We start from the raw sequence: 18,169 nt of genomic DNA, 5'->3' as shown, positions 1-18,169 counted from the left end.
GGTCAGTTCAGCCTGGTGGCGCGCAGGACGACGTCCGCGATGGTGGCGTGCTGGCCCTCGGGTCCGGTCACCGGACGCTCGCGGCTGGTGAGGACCTCGACCTGCCAGCCAGGTGCGTCCAGGCCCAGTTCGCGGACGAGTTCATCGCCTGTGTAGAACATCTCCCGGTGGTTGTGGGCGCCGCCGCCTCCCCACGGCGGAAGCCGGTCCGGATGGTGCCCGACAATCAGCAGGGTGCCTCCCGGTTTGACCGCGGACGCAGCTGTCCGAAGCGGTCCCTGCCAGGCGAGTTCCTGGGAGTGCAGGAACTGTGAGGTCACGAGGTCGAAGGACCCCTCGGGCTGCCACTGTTCCAGGTCGGCCTGCTGCCAGGTGATGCGGCTGGCGATGGCGCCCTCGCCGGCATGTACGCTCTCCCGGGCCAGCGCTGCCTTCTCGTGCGAGTGGGCCCGCTCCAGTGCCACGGCGGAGACGTCGACGGCGGTCACGGTCCAGCCCTGCTGAGCCAGCCAGATGGCGTCCGCTCCTTCGCCGCAGCCCAGGTCAAGAGCCTTTCCCGGCCGCAGGCCGCCGGCCTCACGGACCAGCTGGGGGTTCGGCTTCCCGCTCCAGATCTGCGGTTTCGCGCGGTACCGTTCGTTCCAGATGGATGCTGCGTCATTGCCGCGGATCCCGCTGCCTATGCCGTTGCCGCCCGGGGAGGCGACGTCGTCGTGCGTGTGCTGGTGGTGGGGCGCGTGTTCGTTCATGGCTCAACACTGCCCTGCACCGCCGGCTTAGGCAACGCCCCAACCAGGTAGCAGCAGGTGTCGTTATCAGGGCCCAAAACGACCCCTGCTGCTACCTGGTTGGGAAAGCAAGGGAAGGCGGGGTGCTAGACTGGTGAAACTTGATGTGCAGTGATGCCCGCCCGCTCTGTTTCTGGAGTCCCTTTCCGGGGAGTGGGCTTTTTTCATGTGAGAGGCACATCCTGCGTCGATGAACGCGTTCCATTTGGTCCCGGCCGCCGCTTTGTATAAGCGGCAGCAGGCTGGTTGATCACCTGAATTTTCTTCGGCGAACCCCTGGGCCAACCGGCACCGGGGGCCGATATCCGCACGGATACCGCCTGAAAGACCTTTGACTTTGACTACTTTTGCTGCCCTCGGCACGCCCAAGGCCCTTGCCGACACCCTCACCGCCCAGGGAATCGAAACCCCGTTCCCCATCCAGGTGAAGACCCTCCCAGACACCCTGGCAGGACGCGACGTCCTGGGCCGCGGCCGCACCGGCTCCGGCAAGACCATCGCCTTCGCCATCCCGCTGGTGGCCCGCCTGGCCGAACGGGAAGCCAAGCACTTCCGCAAGCCCGGCCGCCCCATGGGCCTGGTGCTTGCACCCACCCGCGAACTGGCAACCCAGATCAACGCCACCATTGAGCCGCTGGCCAAGGCCGCCGGCCTGAACACCACCGTGATCTACGGCGGCATCTCCCAGGCCCGCCAGGAAAAGGCCCTCCGTGCCGGCGTCGACATCGTCATCGCCTGCCCCGGCCGCCTGGAGGACCTGATCCGCCAGCGCATCCTCACCCTCGAAGCCGTGGAAATCACGGTCCTTGACGAGGCCGACCACATGGCGGACCTCGGCTTCCTGCCCGTGGTGAAGAAGCTCATGGACATGACCCCCACCCAGGGCCAGCGCCTGCTGTTCTCCGCCACCCTGGACAACGGCGTGGACAAGATCGTCCAACGCTACCTGTCCAACCCGCTCACCCACTCCGTGGACGACCCGCAGGCAGCGGTCACCACCATGGAGCACCACGTCCTGGTGGTCAACGACCAGACCGTCAAGAAGCAGCTGATCGTGGAGCTCGCCTCCGGCGCCGGCCGCCGCGTCCTCTTCATGCGGACCAAGCACCACGCCCGCAAGCTGGCCAAGACCCTCACCGACGCCGGGATCCCCGCCGTGGACCTGCACGGCAACCTGTCGCAGAACGCCCGTGACCGCAACCTCGCCGAGTTCTCCAGCGGCGACGTGCGCGTCCTGGTGGCCACCGACGTCGCCGCCCGCGGCGTGCACGTGGACGACGTCGAGCTGGTCATCCACGTCGACCCGCCCACCGAGCACAAGGCCTACCTGCACCGCTCCGGCCGTACCGCGCGTGCCGGTTCCGACGGCACCGTGGTCACGCTGACCCTCCCGGAGCAGCAGTCCGACGTCAAGAAGCTCATGAAGGCTGCCGGCGTGGAGGTCAACTTCGAGCGTGTGACGGCCAACTCCCCGATCGTCGCCGGGCTGGTGGGCGACATGGCTGAAAAGATCGATCCGCGCACCCGCGCAGCGCTGCTGGCCAAGAACGCCGCACAGCAGGGCGGCGGCACCTCCACGGGCGCCAACGCCGAGCGCAAGCGGGCCCGCCGCCAGGCTGCCCCCACTACCGGTGGACGCGGTGGCCGCGGAGGCCGCGGCAAGGTTTCGGCCGAACCGACCCGTACCGATGTTCCGCGTGCCGAGCGCCGGGCCGCAGCCTTCGAAGGCCGCACCGAAGCCCGCGCCGCATTCGACCGTGTAGCTGAGCAGAATGAGGACCGCGCCATTGCAGCGGCGGCCGCCCGCCGCAACGCGCGTGGCCGTGGCACCGCTTCCACGCACCGCAATGACGTTCCCGCGGCAGGTGGCCGTGCATCGGCCGGCCGCGGTTCAGACGGCCGTGCAGAATCCCGCGTAACCCGCAGTGACGCTCCCCGCGGCGGAACCGGGCGTCCCGCCTCCTCCGGCCGCCCGGCTGCTTCCGGCGGCCAGCGCAGCGGACGTCCCGCCACGGGCCAGCGCGCAGCTGCCGGTGCAGGCGCAGGTGCCCGGACCGGTGGCAGCCGATCCGCTGGTGCAGCCCCGGCCGGCGGCGGCAACAAGGCCGTCTGGTCCTCCAACACTGGGGGCACCTCCGGCGGATCCTACGGCTCCAGCAACGGCGGCGGCTCCGGCCGTCCCGCCCGCAGCGGCGGTCCCCGCCGCGCTTCCGCGCCTGCGTCCAACGAACGCCGCAGCCGCTAAGAGTAGTTTCGCTGGTTGGGCTTGCCGGGACCCGGCGGGCTCAACCACCGGTTTCGCAAAGCAGCCAGCTCACCAGCCCCGGGCGCGCCACTCTTCCAGGTGCGGACGCTCGGCACCCAGCGTGGTGGGCTTGCCGTGGCCCGGATGGACGACGGCGGTATCGGGGTAGGTGCCGAACAGGCGTTCGGTCACGTCGCTGAGCAGCTGGTTGAACCGCCCCGGGTCGTTCTGGGTGTTTCCAACACCGCCGGGAAACAGCGAGTCGCCGGAGAAGATGTGCGCCGGGCCTTCCGGATCCTGGTACACAAACGCGATCGAGCCCGGCGTGTGCCCGCGCAGGTGGACAGCCGACAGCTCAAAGCCGTCCACGGCAATCCTGTCCCCGTGCCCAAGCCGGCGGTCAACCGGAACGGGCAGCGCGTCGGCGTCGTCCGTTCCTGCGGCGGTGCGCACACCCGTTGCGTCCACCAACTCCTTGAGCGCGCGGACATGGTCCCAGTGCTGGTGAGTGGTGGCGATCAGCGCCAGCCGTGGCGTGGCCGTCGTGTCCGCGGCGGCGTCCGCCAGCAACTGCTGGATGGCTTGAGCGTCGTCCGCAGCATCGATCAGCACCTGCTCGCCGCTGGTCTTGGCGGTCAGCAGGTACACGTTGTTGTCCATCCCGCTGACGGAGATGCGGCGGATGGTCAGGGCCGGCAGGTCGTACAAAAGTGAGTCCATAGGCTTCAGTCTAGGGACGCGCCTTTCCGGGGCTGTTTACTCGCGGCCTTGGGACACCCAGTTGGGATCCGCGGAGCGGGAGCCGACGACGGCGTCCGAGGCAGCGCCCAGGACCTCCAGTTGCGGCGGGCTCAGCTCCAGGGCCAGCGCGCCCAGGTTTTCGTCGATCCGGTGCCTCTTTCGGGTGCCGGGGATGGGAACCACCGGCAGGCCCAGCCGCTTGCCCTGGGCGAGGAGCCATGCAAGGGCCACCTGCGCGGGCGTCGCGCCAAGTTCGCCGGCCACTGACTGGACGGCGGACACCACTGCCTGGTTGGAGCTGGCGGCGTCCGGGGCGAACCTGGGGATCCGCCGCCGGAAGTCGTTGCTTCCCAGGTTGGCGGCGTCAACGGTGCCGGTGAGGAATCCCCGGCCCAGCGGCGAATACGGTACAAACCCCACCCCGAGGGCGGCTGCGGCAGGAACAACGTTGCGTTCCACGTCCCGGCTCCAGATGGACCATTCGCTCTGGACTGCCGCAATGGGGTGGACGGCAGTCGCTTCCTCCAGCTCCTGGGCGGTCACTTCAGACAGGCCAAGGTGCCTGACTTTGCCCTGCTGCGCAAGCTCCGCCAAGGCCTCCACGGTTTCCACAATCGGAACGCGGAGGTCACGGCGGTGCATGTAGTAGAGGTCGATAACGTCCGTGCCGAGCCGCTGCAGGCTCCGGTCCACGGCCTGCCGAATGTAGGCCGCGTCATTCCGGATGTCGGTGTAACCATCCGCCGGCGTCCCGACGAGCCCGAACTTCGTGGCCAACTGGACCTCGTCCCGGCGCTCCTTGAGCAATTGCGCGATCAGTTCCTCATTGCTGCCTCCGCCGTAGATGTCCGCGGTGTCAATGAAGCTGACACCGGCGTCCACGGCGTGATGAAGGGTCTTGAGGGCTTCGGCCGGGTCCACTTCGCCGTACACGGGAGTGAGTGCCATCCCTCCGAACCCGAGGGGGCTGACGGCCAGGCCGTCGCCAAGCAGGACAGTTGATGCAGTCATTGGGTTTGCTCCGATCAGTCGTGTCCACACCAGAAACCGCGCACTGAGGCGCCTTATTCCAGCTCCTGCTCCCAGGGGATGATGCGGTCGGCGGCCGGACGGGTCGCCTGGATCAGCAGGGCGTTGGCTTCGTCAGGCCCGGCCGCCCACGCAACAGCTGCCGCCGGGTCCATTCCGAACGACACGTGCCGTGCCACCAGCCGGTGCAGCCGTAGCTCCTGTGGCGTGTCCACAAACCACACTTCGTCCAGCTGCGCCCGGACCTCCTTCCACGGCTCCTGGTCCGCGAGCAGGTAGTTGCCCTCGGTGATGACCAGCGGTATGTCGGCCGGGACGGCGATGGACGCGGCCACGGGTTCGTCCAGGGTGCGCCGGAACTCGGGGGCGTAGACCACTGGCTCGTCCCGCCGGACGAGGCGCCGCAGCAGCGAAAGGTAGCCGCCGGCGTCGAACGTGTCGATGGCGCCCTTCCGCCGGCGAAGGGGAGTGCCCTCGATGACGGCGTTCCCCAGGTGGAAGCCGTCCATGGGAACCACAACAGCGGTACCCGGGCCAAATTGCTGCTGGATCCACGTCGCGAAGGTGGACTTGCCTGACCCGGGTGTGCCCGCAATACCCAGGATGGTCCGCGTTCCGGGAACCAGCCGGCGCCGGAGGGCGTCCATCGCCTCAGTGATCTCAGGGGAGTCCATGGCAAAAGCCTAGACTGCCCGCTGAATCTCGCCGGGCTGGTTCTTGTCCGCGGGCTGCTTCTTGCTGCCGGGCTGGTCCTTTTCGGTCGGCAGTGCCTTCAACCCGGCAGCGCAGCCCACGATCCCGGCGATGAACAGCAGCTTCAGCACGCTGAAGGGTTCCACGCCGGTGGCCATGGCCCAGCCCACCGTCAGGGCAGCACCCACCCCCACCCAGATGGCGTAGGCGGTGCCCAGCGGGATGTGGCGGATGGCCATGCCCAGGCCCAGCATGCTCAGCGTGGCGGTGACGACGAAAACCAGGGTGGGCAGGGGCCTGCTGAAGCCGTCGGACAGGCCCAGCGCCGTTGCCCACACAGCTTCGAGGACGGCCGAGGCCAGGAGCACCAGCCAGGAGAAGGAACGCCGCAGCATCACGCCACCACCTTCAGGCCAACCACGCACGCAGCGATGCCGGACAGCAGGAGCAGGCGCGCCGCCGTCGGGCGTTCCAGCTTGGTGACGATGGCGTAGGCGGACGTCAGGACCACACCCACCCCTACCCAGACGGCGTAGGCGGTGCCGGTGGGGATGGACTGCATGGCGATGGCCAGGCCGGCTGTGCTGGCCGCGACGGACACCAGGAACAGGGCGGTGGAGGTGATGCGGCGGCGTCCGGTGCTTTGGAATGCCCGGTGCAGGGCTGCGGCCCACACTGCTTCCAGGGCGCCGGAGACGAGGAGGATGAACCAGGACATGACAGATCCTTTGGCCAGTCTTGTCGCGTGCCGGGTACTGAACCGTCGTCCGGAGGCTCGGGTGCGGAGCCTTGGTTTCCAGCGTAGCAACGCCCGACGGCGGGTGGCCAACGATGGTGCCCAACCTCACCAGCAGGCCAGGCAGGCAGCGCTGTTTAGTTGGGGAAGGGCGCAGCTTAGAGCACGCCGCCGGCAGCTTCCGGGGCGGCGTTGTCGCGGCCGCCGTCGCCAATGGTTTCCCGGGCGATGAAGTTCTCGATGTCGAACAGGTTGTCCGCACGCTCGGCAATGTTCAGCAGCGTGGTCATGGACGCCACCTCCTCCACCTGCTCCTTCAGGAACCAGAGCATGAACTGCTCGCCCAGGGCGTCGTTCTCGCCGCGGGCCGCACGGAACAGGTCCTCGATGTTGCGGGTAACTTCCTTCTCCTGCTGCAGGGCAAGGGCCAGCGGCTCGGTGACGGAGGCGAAGTCGTTGCGGACGGCGGGGACGCCGGGGATGGTGAAGGGGATATCGCGGTCCAGCATGTACTGCACCATCATCATGGCGTGGTTCCGTTCCTCCACTGACTGGCGGAAGAAGTACCGGGCAAGCTGGGGGAGGTCCTGGTTCGCGAACCAGGTGGCCACCGCAATGTACTGCTGCGATGCTGCGAATTCGTTGCCGATTTGGGTGGACAGAAGCGCATTGAACGATGAAGTGGTCATAGCCCGAGTCTAGGGACGGCGGCAGGGAGAGACCAGTGTGGAAAGGCTGTACTTCCCAAGGCGAGGCTGGCCTGTCCGGAGATCGGGTTTAGTCCTCAACCGGGTCGATGGACACCACGGCCAGGAAGCCGCGGCCCAGCACGTCAGGGGTTTCACTGTCCGAGCCCACCACTGTGTCGTACCGCCCCAGGTCTGCAGGTCCACCCTCGCCGGCACTTACTTTGGCCTGCCCCTGCAGCAGTACCCCCAGTTGCCCATCGAAAACGGGGTGGGCGCGCTTCCTGGACAACTCGATAATGGACGTGAAGCCCTTGAATGCCCCTGCCCGGGTGATGACGTTGAGGTTCCGGACATCGCCCGTCGGCAGTTTGCCGGACGTGGCTGCTCCGCCGGCGAACCGGAACGGGCGGTACTTCTCCATGGGGTGTTCGGCCCCGTCCACGGACAGCAGCAGGAGTTCACCCTCAATCACCGTGAGAACGCGCTCCATGCCGGGAAAGGGGGAAAAGTCGCCGGCTTTGGTTACATCCGCGATGCTGACCCGCCAGTCCCAGCCCGGGTCCCGGCCGCCGTTGGCGCGCCCGTTAGGCGCGTCCTCGGATGCCACTGAGGGCGAAGGCTGGGCCGCGATCTGCCGTGTCACCCCGCCGCCGTTGCGCCATGGTTCGGCCTTGAGGTCAGCGAAACGGATAATTTCCATCCGCCCAGCCTAGTTCGTCTGCTGCAGGGCATCGCGGGGTGCGCCGTTGCCTGCTAATCTCCTCCGGGGGGTCAACACGAAAACAGCCTGAAGGAGCCGGGAATGTTCGTCAAAGTGTGTGGTCTCAGTACGCCGGAATCCGTCCGTGAGGCGGTCAAGGCAGGGGCGGATGCAGTCGGTTTCGTCCTTACCGCCAGCCCGCGGGTTGTGTCGCCGGGCCAGGTGTCCTCGCTGCTGGCCGAGGTCCCCGCAGGAGTGTCCCCGATCGGCGTTTTCCGCCACGAACCGGTTGCCGACGCCGTGGCCATCGCGCGGGCAGCCGGGCTGGAGTGGATCCAGCTGCACGGCCAGCGCACGCGGGAGGACGTTGCCACCGTTCACGACGCCGGCATGAAACTGATCAGGGCCGTCACCATGGGTGCCGCTCCCGAAGAGTTCGAAGACTGGGGCGAGGACCTGCTGCTGATTGACGCGGCGGTGCCGGGATCGGGGGAGGCCTGGGACTACTCTTCCATGGCCGGCCTGCCGGTGCTCCAGGGACGCCACTGGCTGCTCGCCGGCGGACTGGACCCGAAGAACGTGGGCCAGGCAACCGCGGTGGCGCACGCGTGGGGTGTGGACGTGTCCTCGGGTGTGGAAGCATCACGCGGGGTCAAGGACCTGGCCCGGATCCGTGCCTTTGTGCACGCCGCAAAGTCGGACGCCACAGTCTGACGGCTCAGGGCTTACGGCCCGGAGTTTCAGCGTTTCAGGGTCTGGTCAGGGGCTTCCCCTACCTTCTATTGCCGTGCCTGGGGGCACAATGGAGGGATGAAGACACTGCTCAACATCATCTGGCTGGTTTTCGGCGGGCTTTGGCTAGCGCTTGGCTACTTCCTGGCCGGGGTCATCTGCTGCCTGCTGATCGTCACCATCCCGTGGGGCATCGCGTCCTTCCGGATTGCCGCCTACACGCTGTGGCCGTTTGGACGCATGGTGGTGGACAAGCCCGGAGGCACAGGGGTCTTCCCGCTGCTGGGCAATGTGATCTGGCTGCTGGTGGCGGGCGTCTGGATCGCCATCGGCCACGTGGTCACGGCATTCGCCATGGCCCTCACCATCATTGGGATCCCGCTGGCCATCGCCAACCTGAAGCTGATCCCGGTATCCCTGATGCCGCTGGGTAAGCAGATCGTGCCCACCAACGCGCCGTTCGTCACCGCATACCGCTGACGGATTCGTAGCCGGACAGGTTTCAGCCAGCCTGTTGGTCCGGCCGCAGCGCGCGCAGGACGCAGAACTCGTTGCCGTCCGGATCGGCCAGCACCAACCAGGTGACCTCCGGACCCTGGCCCACCGAGACACGCCTGGCGCCGAGTCCCTCGAGCCGGGCCACCTCGGCGTCCTGGTCCTGGGGCCGGAGGTCCAGGTGCAGCCTGTTCTTGACTCCCTTGCGTTCCGGCACCTTGAGGAACAACAAATCCGGTGAGACCCCGTCCTCCGGGCTGCCGGCCGGCGGCTCCAGCACAATCTCATCGTCCTCGTCGAAGGTACGGCGCCAGCCCAGTGCCTTCTCCCAGAAGTCCGCGGCAACGCGGGGCTCGGTCGAGTCGATGCAGACGGCTTGGATACGCAGGCTCATCCGAGCAGTGTTGCACCGCCGGGCGCGGGCGTAAAGAGGAACCGCAGGTCAGCTGTGTGCCGGGCTGCTGCTGAAGGCGCCGTCCACAAGGATGGCGACCGCGTCGCTGTCGTCCAGCTCGGCGGCGATATCGATGTCGCCCGCATAGCCTGAGCCCGCCAGCTCCCGCCCGCTGGAGCAGCCGTGCAGCATCTCGCGGAGGCGCGGCTCCGCGGCTTCGAAGACGGCGGCCGCCGCGACGGCCTCCGGTGAGTAGCCGTGCCTGCCGTCCCCGGCCTCGTAACCACCTTTGCCGGCAGCCACCAGCCCGGCGATGAAAGCGCCTGCTCCGATCTGGTCCTCCACGGCGGGACGGAGGGTGCCGTCAGGCCAGCGTTCACCGGCGGCCACTACTGCGATCACCGCGTCCTCGGGCAGGTTTGCTGCCACCCAGTCCGCCGTCGCTGCGGCGTTGCGGAGGCAGACTGCGGCTACCAGCGGCACCTCGCCGGCCAGCAGATGGCACAGCGCGGAACCATTGGGGGAAGGCAGGACCACGCGCTTCAGCGAATCCGCCGCCCGGAGGCTTGCCGGGGACAGGCTGAGCCCGCCGCCGTTGCGGGGACCGGCGAGTTCGGCGTGGACGTGGGCGGCAAAGTCCTCCGCGCTGGGGTCCTTCCATGGATACGGAAATACCTGGGCACCGCGGTCCAGGGCAACGCTGACGCACGTGCTGAAGGACAGGACGTCCACCACCACGGCGAGGTCAACGCCCGACGTGACTGTCCTGGCGCCGTCGAGCCCCCACTCCAGGCGCACCGTATAGGGGAGCTGCCGGTGCGCCGCGCTCGCGGTATACACATGCAGGGCGTTCGAATGCGGAGCGTTCATGTCAGTTCACCCTTCAGGTTCAGGTGCGCGGCATCCAGCCACAGCTCCTTCGCCCGCTCATTATGGAAGAGCGGGTCAAGTTCCAGCAGATGGCGTACGACGGCGGCACGCCCCGCCGCAAAGTCGGCGTCGCCGACGTGCGCGTATTCCTGCCGGACGGCCGCGACGTAGCGGACATATTCGTCCCTTTCCCCGCCGAGAACGGAAAGGTCGGCGTCGCAAAGGAGGGCGCCGCCGTCGTCCCCTGCCCCTGGGCGGTGGTCGCTGGTCAATCGGACCAGCCTGGCAACCTCAGCCACTTCAGCGTCCGGCAGGCCGGCAGCGGCGAGGCGGTCCTCGGCCAAGCGTGCGGACTCCTCCTCATCCTGGCGGGGGATCCCGCGGTAGACAGCATCATGGAACCAGGCCGCCAGGAGCACCGTGCGCGGCGGGTCGGCAGGATCAGTCAGCAGGTCCAGGGACTCCAGCACCGAGAGGAGGTGCGTGCAGCCGTGATAGCGGCGGTGCGGTTCGCTCCAGCGGTCCAGGAGATCGAGGAACAGCGCGTCATGGCCGGGCATAACGCCATCCCAGCGGAGCTGAAGCGGCACTTTGAGCGACTTGTTCCGCTGCCGGGCGGGGATCCGCAGGCCGCTGGAGATCAGTTTGCGGACCAGGATCCGCGCTTCCACCGGAATGGCTCCGGCCGCCACCAAATCGTCCAAGCGGCGTTCAGGGACGTCGTAGTGGTCACCATCGAAAGCCCGCTCCGGAATGCCGGCCTCCTGGGCGAAGGCGTGCAACTCAGCCAGCGATAAATCCGAGACCAGGTGGGAGAAATGCGTTCCGTGCGCAGGCCACAGTGGCGGGTCGATGTAGATGGCCATGGAGGAAGTCTAGTGCTGCCCGGCGCCGCGACAACGGCGGAGGCCGAAGCGGTCATAAACGAAAAAGCGGAACAAACAGTGTCCTTTCCGCCGCACCTGCGCCCTATAGTGATGAAATGACCATCATCCGCGTGGCGGAAGCAGCCCGCTTGCTCGGTGTCAGTGACGATACCATCCGGCGCTGGACTGACAACGGCTTCCTCACTCCGCTCAGGGACGAGTCCGGCAGGCTCGCCGTGGACGGCCTTGAACTCGCCCTGCATGCCCAAAAGCTGGCGCAGCTCCCCGACGATCCGCACCGCACCGGAAGCTCGGCCCGGAACAGGTTTACCGGCCTGGTCACGGGCATCACGGCGGACAAGGTGATGGCCCAGGTTGAACTGCAGTGCGGGCCCTTCCGCGTGGTGTCCCTGATGAGCAGCGAGGCTGTCCGGGAGATGGGGCTGGAGCTTGGGTCCATAGCCACCGCGGTAGTCAAAGCCACCACCGTCATTATCGAAACCCCGCAGGGGAAGGGCGTGCTGTGAGGGTCAACGTTGCGGCAGGGCTGGCAGCGGCAACGCTCGCGGTAAGCCTCGCGGGCTGCGCGGGCAGCAACGCCGCCCCGGCCGGTGGCTACGGTGCTGCCGGGGAGAGCAGCCTCACGGTCTTCGCAGCCGCATCGCTTAAGTCCAGCTTCACGGAACTGGCTGACATATTCGAGGCGCAGCACCCGGGAACGGAGGTCACTGTGAGCTTCGCGGGCTCGTCGGATTTGGCGAGCCAGATCAGCCAGGGCGCCCCCGCAGATGTCTTCGCCTCCGCCGACACCAGGAACATGGCCAAGCTTGAGGACGCGGGCCTGCTGGCGGGCGAACCCCGGACTTTCGCCACCAACACACTGGCCATCGCGGTCCCGCAGGGCAATCCTGCCCGCATCGGCTCCTTCGCCGACCTCACCAGGGCCGGGACGCGCCTGGTGACGTGCGCCAGGCAGGTCCCCTGCGGCGCGGCGGCCGCCACCGTCGCGGAAAGGCAGGGCACTGTCCTCAGCCCCGTCAGCGAGGAGAACTCGGTCACCGACGTGCTGGGCAAGGTCATCTCCGGAGAAGCCGACGCCGGGCTGGTCTACGTGACGGATGTGCGGTCCGCCGGGGACAAGGTGGAAAACATCCCGTTCCCGGAAGCGGCCGAAGCGGTGAACAGCTATCCCATCGCGGCGCTGGCGGGCAGCAGGAACAACGCTGCGACCGGGGCCTTCCTGGACCTGGTGAGCAGCCACGAAGGCCGGCAGGTGCTGGCACGGGCCGGCTTCGGGCCGGGCACGAAGTGACAGGCGCCGCAGTGCCCCCGCGCGGTGCGTGCAAGCGATGAACGGAACAAGGGCACGCGAGGCTTACACCGGGGTTCCGGGCTGGCTCTACGCCCTGGCAGTCCTGGCCGCCCTGGTGGTTGTCCTCCCGCTGCTGGCCATTGTGGCCAGGGTCAACTGGGCCAACTTCCTTCCATTGGTTACCTCAGAATCGGCGCTTTCGGCCCTCGGCCTGAGCCTCCGCACATCGGCCGCCAGTACGGTGCTGTGCATCGTGCTGGGTGTGCCGCTCGCCCTGGTCCTGGCGCGCGGAAGGTTTCCGCTGCAGGGGCTCCTGCGCTCATTGGTGCTGCTCCCGCTGGTGCTGCCGCCAGTGGTGGGCGGCATCGCGCTGCTCTATACCTTTGGCCGGCAGGGCCTGCTGGGCGGGGCCATGGAGGTGCTGGGACTGCAGATCGCCTTCTCCACCACGGCTGTGGTCCTGGCCCAGACATTCGTGGCGCTGCCGTTCCTTGTCGTCAGCCTGGAGGGCGCGCTGCGGACGGGCGGCTCCCGGTACGAGGCAGTAGCGGCCACGCTCGGCGCACCACCGGGGGTCGTCTTCCGCCGCGTTACCCTGCCGCTGATGCTCCCGGGATTGGCGTCCGGAGCGGTCCTGGCCTTTGCCCGCAGCCTGGGCGAGTTCGGCGCCACACTCACCTTCGCGGGCAGCCTGCAGGGGGTGACCCGGACCCTGCCGCTGGAAATCTACCTGCAGCGGGAAACGGACCCGGACGCCGCCGTCGCGCTGTCCCTGGTCCTGGTTGCCGTGGCCGTTGCCGTGGTAGCACTCGCCTACCGGCGTCCCGGCGGCGGCCGGTCTGGCCGCCAGGCCTCCGGGAAGCGGACGACGGCGGCAGCGGCGGCAGGAGCGAACGTCCCGTGACATTTTCCTTCCAGGCGGCCGTGGCTGAGCGGGGTTTCGACGTGGCCCTCACCGTGGGACCCGCGGAGACCGTCGCAGTCATGGGGCCGAACGGGGCGGGCAAATCCACGCTGCTGTCCAGCATCGCCGGACTGCTCAAACCGGACAGTGGCCGGGCGGAACTCAACGGCCGCACGCTCTTCCAGTTGCACACAGCCAGGCATACATGGGTACCCCCGCACCGCCGGGGCACGGCCCTGCTCGCCCAGGAACCCCTGCTGTTTCCCCACCTTAGCGCCTTGGAAAATGTGGCCTTTGGGCCGCGCAGCACAGGGACCCCCAAGCGCCTTGCGGACAGCCGGGCCATGCATTGGCTTGCGGAAGTGGAAGCCGGTGACCTGGCGGCACGGCGTCCTGCAGAGCTCTCCGGCGGGCAGGCGCAGCGGGTTGCGGTGGCACGCGCGCTCGCGGCCGAACCGGATCTGCTCCTGCTGGATGAACCCCTGGCCGCACTGGACATCCACTCCGCACCGCTGCTCCGGCGGCTGCTTAAGCGGGTCCTCGCCGGGCGGCAGGCCATCATCATCACCCACGACGTGCTCGATGCGCTGATGCTTGCGGACAGGGTGGCCATCCTGGAGGGAGGCCGGATTGTGGAGGAAGGCACCACCCGTGCAGTACTGCAGCGGCCCAGGAGCTCTTTTGCTGCCGGGCTGGCCGGGCTGAACTTCGTCCCGGGAACGTTGACTGGAAACGGGATCCTGACAAGCCGGGGCCGGGAGATTGCGGGCCATTTCGAGGACCCCGGCGAATCTGGCGGGGACAGCCTGCCAGGCGTGGCGGTGTTCCCGCCGTCGGCCGTTTCAGTGTTTCTCAGCGATGCGCACGGCAGTCCCCGCAACTCCTTCCCGGTGTGCATCACCGAACTGGAACCCCACGGTGACCTGATCCGGGTCCGGGCGGACGGGCTCGCCGCGGACATCACGCCCGCAGCCTCGGCGGACCTGGGCCTGGTACCCGGCATGACGGTGCACTTTGTGGTCAAAGCCGCCGCGGTGTCGGTTTACGGGAGCTGAGGTCCTGGGCTACATCCCCGGCAAATCCAGGGATTCGTACACCTGGATGGTGGCGCCCGGCATCATGAGATGCGGGTGGCCGTCGAACAGGGCCTGGGCGGCCTCAAGATCCTCCGCCTGGACGAGGGCGTAGCCGGCAACTCCGTTGGTGGCATCCGAGGTTCCTGTGGCTGTGATTTCCCGGCCGGCGCCCAGCGGCTTGCCCATGTCCACAAGCCCGTCACCCGCACGGCCGGCCCACTCCATCCAGGCCTTCATGCCCTCCTGGGCAGCTTCGGGCGTGCTTTCCTGCATCTGTTCCTGGGCGGACTGCGGTGCGATGTAGAGAACAACAAACTTTTTCATGCCTGTCCTGTCTCGAGTCTGCAGGAGGAGCCGTCCTCCCCGGTCACACGCCTGATCCTAAAGGCATTGTGCAGCCAAGGGAACAGCCCCGCGCCGCCCCTGGGAAACATCGCAGGACGTGGGGGACCGTTCGCCGTGGGCAAACAGGTGCCCGAATCGGGAAATAAACCGTCCCAATCCAAAGTTGAGCGTAGTAGACTCAACTTAGACAAACTGCCCCTGAAAGGAGCTCCCTTTGGACGTCAAATTCACTACCAAGAGCCAGGAGGCTCTTTCGGCTGCGGCCATGAACGCCTCCACGGCCGGTAACCCGCAGGTGGAACCCGCCCACCTGCTCAAGGCGCTGATGGACCAGCGAGAAGGCGTTGCCGTGGCACTGCTGCGGGCCACCGGAGCCGACCCGGACGCCGTCAGTGTCCAGGCGAGCAGCGCCATCAAGGCACTTCCCGCCACCTCCGGCGGGTCCAGCCAGCAGGCCCAGCTCTCCCGCCCCGCCCTGCAGGCCATCCAGAACGCCAAGGAAGAGGCCGACAGGCTGGGTGACACCTTCGTCTCCACCGAGGTCCTGCTCCTGGGGCTCTCCTCCGGAAGCGACGCCGCCGGCCGTTCACTGCGCGACGCCGGTGCCTCCCATGAGGCGCTGCTCGCCGCCCTGCCGGGTGTCCGCGGCGACCGGAAGGTCACCAGTCCGGACCCGGAGAACACCTTCCAGTCCCTGGAGAAGTTCGGCACGGACCTCACCGCCATGGCGCGGTCCGGAAAGCTGGACCCGGTGATTGGCCGCGACACTGAAATCCGGCGCATCGTGCAGGTCCTGAGCCGCCGCACCAAGAACAACCCCGTGATCATCGGCGAGCCCGGCGTGGGCAAGACCGCCGTCGTCGAAGGACTGGCGCAGCGCATCGTGGCCGGGGACGTGCCGGAAAGCCTCCGCGGCAAGACCCTGATCGCCCTGGACCTCGCGTCCATGGTGGCCGGCGCCAAGTACCGCGGTGAGTTCGAAGAGCGGCTGAAGGCTGTGCTGGAGGAGATCAAGAACTCCGAAGGCCAGATCGTCACCTTCATCGACGAGATCCACACCGTGGTGGGTGCAGGTGCAACCGGCGACTCCTCCATGGACGCGGGCAACATGCTCAAGCCCATGCTGGCCCGCGGCGAGCTGCGGCTGATCGGCGCCACCACGCTGGACGAATACCGTGAAAACATCGAAAAGGATCCTGCGCTCGAACGCCGTTTCCAGCAGGTGTACGTGGGCGAGCCCAGCGTGGAGGACACCATCGGTATCCTTCGGGGCCTCAAGGAGCGCTACGAGGCGCACCATAAGGTCACCATCGCGGACTCGGCCCTCGTGGCGGCCGCGACGCTCTCCAACCGCTACATCTCCGGCCGCCAGCTCCCGGACAAGGCCATCGACCTGGTGGACGAGGCCGCGTCCCGGCTTCGCATGGAGATTGACTCCGCGCCGGAGGAAGTTGACCAGCTGCAGCGCGTTGTGGACCGGCTCACCATGGAAGAGCTGGCCCTGCAGGGTGAAAAGGACGAGGCCTCCGTGGAGCGCCTTGCTGCCCTGCGGGCGGACAAGGCGGACAAGGAAGAGGAACTGAGCGCGCTCAAGGCCCGCTGGGAGGCTGAAAAAGCCGGCCTCAACCGGGTGGGCGACCTCAAGGCAAAGCTGGACGAGCTGCGCAGCGCCTATGAAAAAGCGGCCCGCGAAGGCGACCTGGAGACCGCATCCCGCGTTCTCTACGGCGAAATCCCTGCCCTGGAGCGCGAGCTGAATGCCGCTGCGGAGGCGGAAGCGGCCGTCACGGACAAGTCCGCGCAGATGGTGGCGGAGCAGGTGACTGCCGACGACATCGCCGAGGTCATTTCTGCCTGGACGGGCATTCCGGCGGGCCGCATGCTGCAGGGCGAAAGCCAGAAGCTGCTGCACATGGAGGAGGAGCTGGGCAAGCGGCTCATCGGACAGGGCAAGGCTGTCACGGCAGTGTCCGACGCCGTCCGCCGTGCACGGGCAGGCATCAGCGACCCGAACCGGCCCACCGGTTCATTCCTCTTCCTGGGCCCCACCGGCGTGGGTAAGACCGAGCTGGCCAAGGCGCTGGCGGACTTCCTGTTCGACGACGAGCGCGCCATGGTGCGGATCGACATGTCCGAGTACGGCGAGAAGCACTCGGTCGCGCGGTTGGTGGGCGCACCTCCGGGCTACGTGGGTTACGAGGAGGGCGGCCAGCTGACTGAAGCCGTCCGCCGCCGTCCGTACTCCGTAGTGCTGCTCGACGAAGTGGAGAAGGCCCACCCCGAGGTCTTCGACATCCTCCTGCAGGTACTCGACGACGGCCGGCTCACCGACGGCCAGGGCCGCACCGTGGACTTCCGCAACGTCATCCTGGTGCTGACGTCCAACCTGGGCAGCCAGTTCCTGGTGGACCAGAACCTGGACGCCGAAGCCAAGCGGAACGCCGTCATGGCCACCGTGAACGCGTCCTTCAAGCCGGAGTTCCTGAACCGGCTGGACGAAGTGGTGCTGTTCGACGCGCTGACCGTGGAGGAACTGTCGCGGATCGTGGAACTGCACGTGGGCGAACTGGGGCGGCGCCTGCACGAACGCCGGCTCAGCCTGGAGGTCACAGACGGCGCAAAGGCCTGGCTCGCCATCTCCGGCTTCGACCCCGCGTACGGCGCCCGGCCGCTTCGCCGGCTGGTGCAGCGGGAGATCGGGGACCGGCTCGCCAAGGCAATCCTGTCCGGTGACATCAGCGACAGCGACACCGTCCTGGTGGACACCGCGGCCGACCTCGGTGAGCTGGCAAGTGGCGACGTGGATGCCCTGACCGGTGCACCCAGTTCCGGACTTTCCGTCCGCCGGAAGGACTAAATGCAGGAGTGCTGCCCTGGCGGCCCGGCCGCTAGGGCAGCACGCTCGCGTTGATGACGTTGCCGCCGGGGGCGGTCACGTAGCAGTCCACCCTGCGGTCCCCTGAGTCCCAGCTGCTATCGCTGGGGAAGCTGCGCTGGTAATTGAGCTGGTACTCGTTGGCTGCCGGGCCCAGCTTGGCAGCCTGGCAGGCCTCAAGCGCTTTGGCCTTGAGCTCCTCGGCCCCGGGGTAGGCCCCGTCCTCCGGGTAACGGAACACGGCTACGAGCTGTGCCGAATGGGGCGCATCGCAGGGTACCACCTTGGATGCCAGCGCTTCAGGATCGAAGTCGGCAAAACAGTCACCCAGCGCGTACTCGGCAGGCGTCACTCCTTCGCGCGGCAGGGGCAGCGGTGATGCCGGCGGCGTGATGGTTGTTTCGAGCACGCCGGGGGTTTCCTCGCCGGCCTCGGGGGCTCCCTGGCCGGAGTTCAACCACAGGGCAAGCCACACCAGGCCCCCGATCACAGCCAGAAGTACGACGACGAACAACGCTATCCAGAACGCCCTCTTTTTCGTTACGGGTTTCCTTCGCGCCCCTTCCGTTTCCGTTTGTGGCTGGGACCAGCTGACGGACTCCGGGGCGGGAGCAGGGGGCGGCGAGCCGGGCTTGGGCGGGACGTCCTGGTTGTTCACGTGGGTGCATCCTCCTGCGTT

At 67.7% G+C, this 18,169-nt stretch carries 21 protein-coding genes and 1 riboswitch; of the genes, 8 read left to right on the top strand and 13 right to left on the bottom strand.

Translation table 11 applies throughout. The features are described 5' to 3' along the window. Nucleotides 1–2: 2 nt before the first annotated feature. Nucleotides 3–749: a class I SAM-dependent methyltransferase gene (locus tag NXY83_RS18935; protein WP_258803745.1), complete on the bottom strand. Its 747-nt coding sequence runs from the start codon at nucleotides 747–749 to the stop codon at nucleotides 3–5. Nucleotides 750–1,125: 376 nt separating this feature from the next. Between NXY83_RS18935 and NXY83_RS18930 the strand changes: the two genes are divergently transcribed. Then, entirely contained in the window at nucleotides 1,126–3,033 is a 1,908-nt protein-coding gene (locus NXY83_RS18930; protein WP_258803744.1) for a DEAD/DEAH box helicase, read from the top strand. 69 nt (nucleotides 3,034–3,102) lie between these two features. Here the strand turns inward: NXY83_RS18930 and NXY83_RS18925 are convergent, their stop codons facing one another. The 7 genes from NXY83_RS18925 to NXY83_RS18895 all read right to left on the bottom strand — a co-directional run bounded on the left by NXY83_RS18925 (nucleotide 3,103) and on the right by NXY83_RS18895 (nucleotide 7,621). Beyond that, entirely contained in the window at nucleotides 3,103–3,753 is a 651-nt protein-coding gene (locus NXY83_RS18925; RefSeq protein ID WP_258803743.1) for an MBL fold metallo-hydrolase, read from the bottom strand. 36 nt (nucleotides 3,754–3,789) lie between these two features. After that, a complete protein-coding gene (locus tag NXY83_RS18920) occupies nucleotides 3,790–4,785 on the bottom strand; it encodes an aldo/keto reductase (RefSeq protein WP_258803742.1) in 996 nt (331 codons plus the stop codon). Nucleotides 4,786–4,838: 53 nt separating this feature from the next. After that, nucleotides 4,839–5,477: a nucleoside/nucleotide kinase family protein gene (locus NXY83_RS18915; protein WP_258803741.1), complete on the bottom strand. Its 639-nt coding sequence runs from the start codon at nucleotides 5,475–5,477 to the stop codon at nucleotides 4,839–4,841. Between the two features lie 9 nt (nucleotides 5,478–5,486). Further along, complete coding sequence (locus NXY83_RS18910) at nucleotides 5,487–5,891, bottom strand: DMT family transporter (RefSeq protein ID WP_258806345.1); 405 nt, start codon at nucleotides 5,889–5,891, stop codon at nucleotides 5,487–5,489. Continuing rightward, entirely contained in the window at nucleotides 5,891–6,214 is a 324-nt protein-coding gene (locus NXY83_RS18905; RefSeq protein ID WP_258803740.1) for a DMT family transporter, read from the bottom strand. Before NXY83_RS18905 ends, NXY83_RS18910 begins: the two co-directional genes overlap by 1 nt. A gap of 9 nt (nucleotides 6,215–6,223) precedes the next feature. Further along, a riboswitch (guanidine-III (ykkC-III) riboswitch) is annotated at nucleotides 6,224–6,289 on the bottom strand. Between the two features lie 101 nt (nucleotides 6,290–6,390). Next, on the bottom strand, nucleotides 6,391–6,921 hold the full coding sequence (locus NXY83_RS18900) for a ferritin (RefSeq protein ID WP_258803739.1): 531 nt from the start codon (nucleotides 6,919–6,921) through the stop codon (nucleotides 6,391–6,393). An 88-nt stretch (nucleotides 6,922–7,009) separates the two neighbouring features. Beyond that, the gene (locus tag NXY83_RS18895) at nucleotides 7,010–7,621 is read right to left on the bottom strand and encodes a HutD/Ves family protein (RefSeq protein WP_258803738.1); all 612 of its coding nucleotides are present in this window, start codon (nucleotides 7,619–7,621) and stop codon (nucleotides 7,010–7,012) included. 102 nt (nucleotides 7,622–7,723) lie between these two features. Between NXY83_RS18895 and NXY83_RS18890 the strand changes: the two genes are divergently transcribed. Together NXY83_RS18890 and NXY83_RS18885 are read left to right on the top strand one after the other, a co-directional pair. Further along, nucleotides 7,724–8,335 carry a phosphoribosylanthranilate isomerase gene (locus NXY83_RS18890; RefSeq protein ID WP_258803737.1) on the top strand — a complete coding sequence of 204 codons (612 nt, stop codon included), beginning with the start codon at nucleotides 7,724–7,726 and terminating at the stop codon, nucleotides 8,333–8,335. A gap of 96 nt (nucleotides 8,336–8,431) precedes the next feature. Then, a complete protein-coding gene (locus NXY83_RS18885; RefSeq protein WP_258803736.1) occupies nucleotides 8,432–8,833 on the top strand; it encodes a YccF domain-containing protein in 402 nt (133 codons plus the stop codon). Between the two features lie 22 nt (nucleotides 8,834–8,855). Here the strand turns inward: NXY83_RS18885 and NXY83_RS18880 are convergent, their stop codons facing one another. Genes NXY83_RS18880 through NXY83_RS18870 form a run of 3 tightly spaced genes read right to left on the bottom strand, consistent with a single transcriptional unit; the run spans nucleotide 8,856 to nucleotide 10,978 of the window. After that, the gene (locus NXY83_RS18880; protein ID WP_258803735.1) at nucleotides 8,856–9,242 is read right to left on the bottom strand and encodes a VOC family protein; all 387 of its coding nucleotides are present in this window, start codon (nucleotides 9,240–9,242) and stop codon (nucleotides 8,856–8,858) included. Nucleotides 9,243–9,290: 48 nt separating this feature from the next. After that, entirely contained in the window at nucleotides 9,291–10,112 is an 822-nt protein-coding gene (locus NXY83_RS18875; protein WP_258803734.1) for a 2-phosphosulfolactate phosphatase, read from the bottom strand. Then, nucleotides 10,109–10,978, bottom strand: a complete 870-nt coding sequence (locus NXY83_RS18870; RefSeq protein ID WP_258803733.1) for a DUF4031 domain-containing protein — start codon at nucleotides 10,976–10,978, stop codon at nucleotides 10,109–10,111. Before NXY83_RS18870 ends, NXY83_RS18875 begins: the two co-directional genes overlap by 4 nt. A 116-nt stretch (nucleotides 10,979–11,094) precedes the next feature. On the opposite strand from NXY83_RS18870, the gene NXY83_RS18865 reads away from it, so the two are divergent. The 4 genes from NXY83_RS18865 to NXY83_RS18850 are packed head-to-tail and all read left to right on the top strand — an operon-like array spanning nucleotide 11,095 to nucleotide 14,249. After that, nucleotides 11,095–11,505, top strand: a complete 411-nt coding sequence (locus NXY83_RS18865) for a TOBE domain-containing protein (RefSeq protein WP_258803732.1) — start codon at nucleotides 11,095–11,097, stop codon at nucleotides 11,503–11,505. After that, nucleotides 11,502–12,290, top strand: coding sequence for a molybdate ABC transporter substrate-binding protein (gene modA, locus NXY83_RS18860; protein ID WP_258803731.1), 789 nt, complete (start codon nucleotides 11,502–11,504; stop codon nucleotides 12,288–12,290). The genes NXY83_RS18865 and modA overlap by 4 nt, the downstream gene beginning before the upstream one ends. A gap of 37 nt (nucleotides 12,291–12,327) precedes the next feature. Further along, a complete protein-coding gene (locus tag NXY83_RS18855) occupies nucleotides 12,328–13,194 on the top strand; it encodes an ABC transporter permease (RefSeq protein ID WP_258803730.1) in 867 nt (288 codons plus the stop codon). Beyond that, nucleotides 13,191–14,249, top strand: a complete 1,059-nt coding sequence (locus NXY83_RS18850; protein ID WP_258803729.1) for a sulfate/molybdate ABC transporter ATP-binding protein — start codon at nucleotides 13,191–13,193, stop codon at nucleotides 14,247–14,249. Before NXY83_RS18855 ends, NXY83_RS18850 begins: the two co-directional genes overlap by 4 nt. A 9-nt stretch (nucleotides 14,250–14,258) precedes the next feature. Here NXY83_RS18850 and NXY83_RS18845 read toward each other — a convergent pair whose 3' ends face one another. Further along, a complete protein-coding gene (locus tag NXY83_RS18845) occupies nucleotides 14,259–14,594 on the bottom strand; it encodes a YciI family protein (RefSeq protein ID WP_258803728.1) in 336 nt (111 codons plus the stop codon). Between the two features lie 235 nt (nucleotides 14,595–14,829). On the opposite strand from NXY83_RS18845, the gene clpB reads away from it, so the two are divergent. Continuing rightward, a complete protein-coding gene (gene clpB, locus NXY83_RS18840; RefSeq protein WP_258803727.1) occupies nucleotides 14,830–17,472 on the top strand; it encodes an ATP-dependent chaperone ClpB in 2,643 nt (880 codons plus the stop codon). Nucleotides 17,473–17,503: 31 nt separating this feature from the next. Here the strand turns inward: clpB and NXY83_RS18835 are convergent, their stop codons facing one another. Continuing rightward, nucleotides 17,504–18,148, bottom strand: a complete 645-nt coding sequence (locus NXY83_RS18835; RefSeq protein WP_258803726.1) for a septum formation family protein — start codon at nucleotides 18,146–18,148, stop codon at nucleotides 17,504–17,506. Nucleotides 18,149–18,169: the final 21 nt, after the last annotated feature.

The organism is Pseudarthrobacter sp. NS4 (genome assembly GCF_024758005.1).
Classification (GTDB): Bacteria; Actinomycetota; Actinomycetes; order Actinomycetales; family Micrococcaceae; genus Arthrobacter.
The sequence above is the reverse complement of the archived record's forward strand: the minus strand, read 5'-3'. Positions and strand labels throughout refer to the sequence as shown.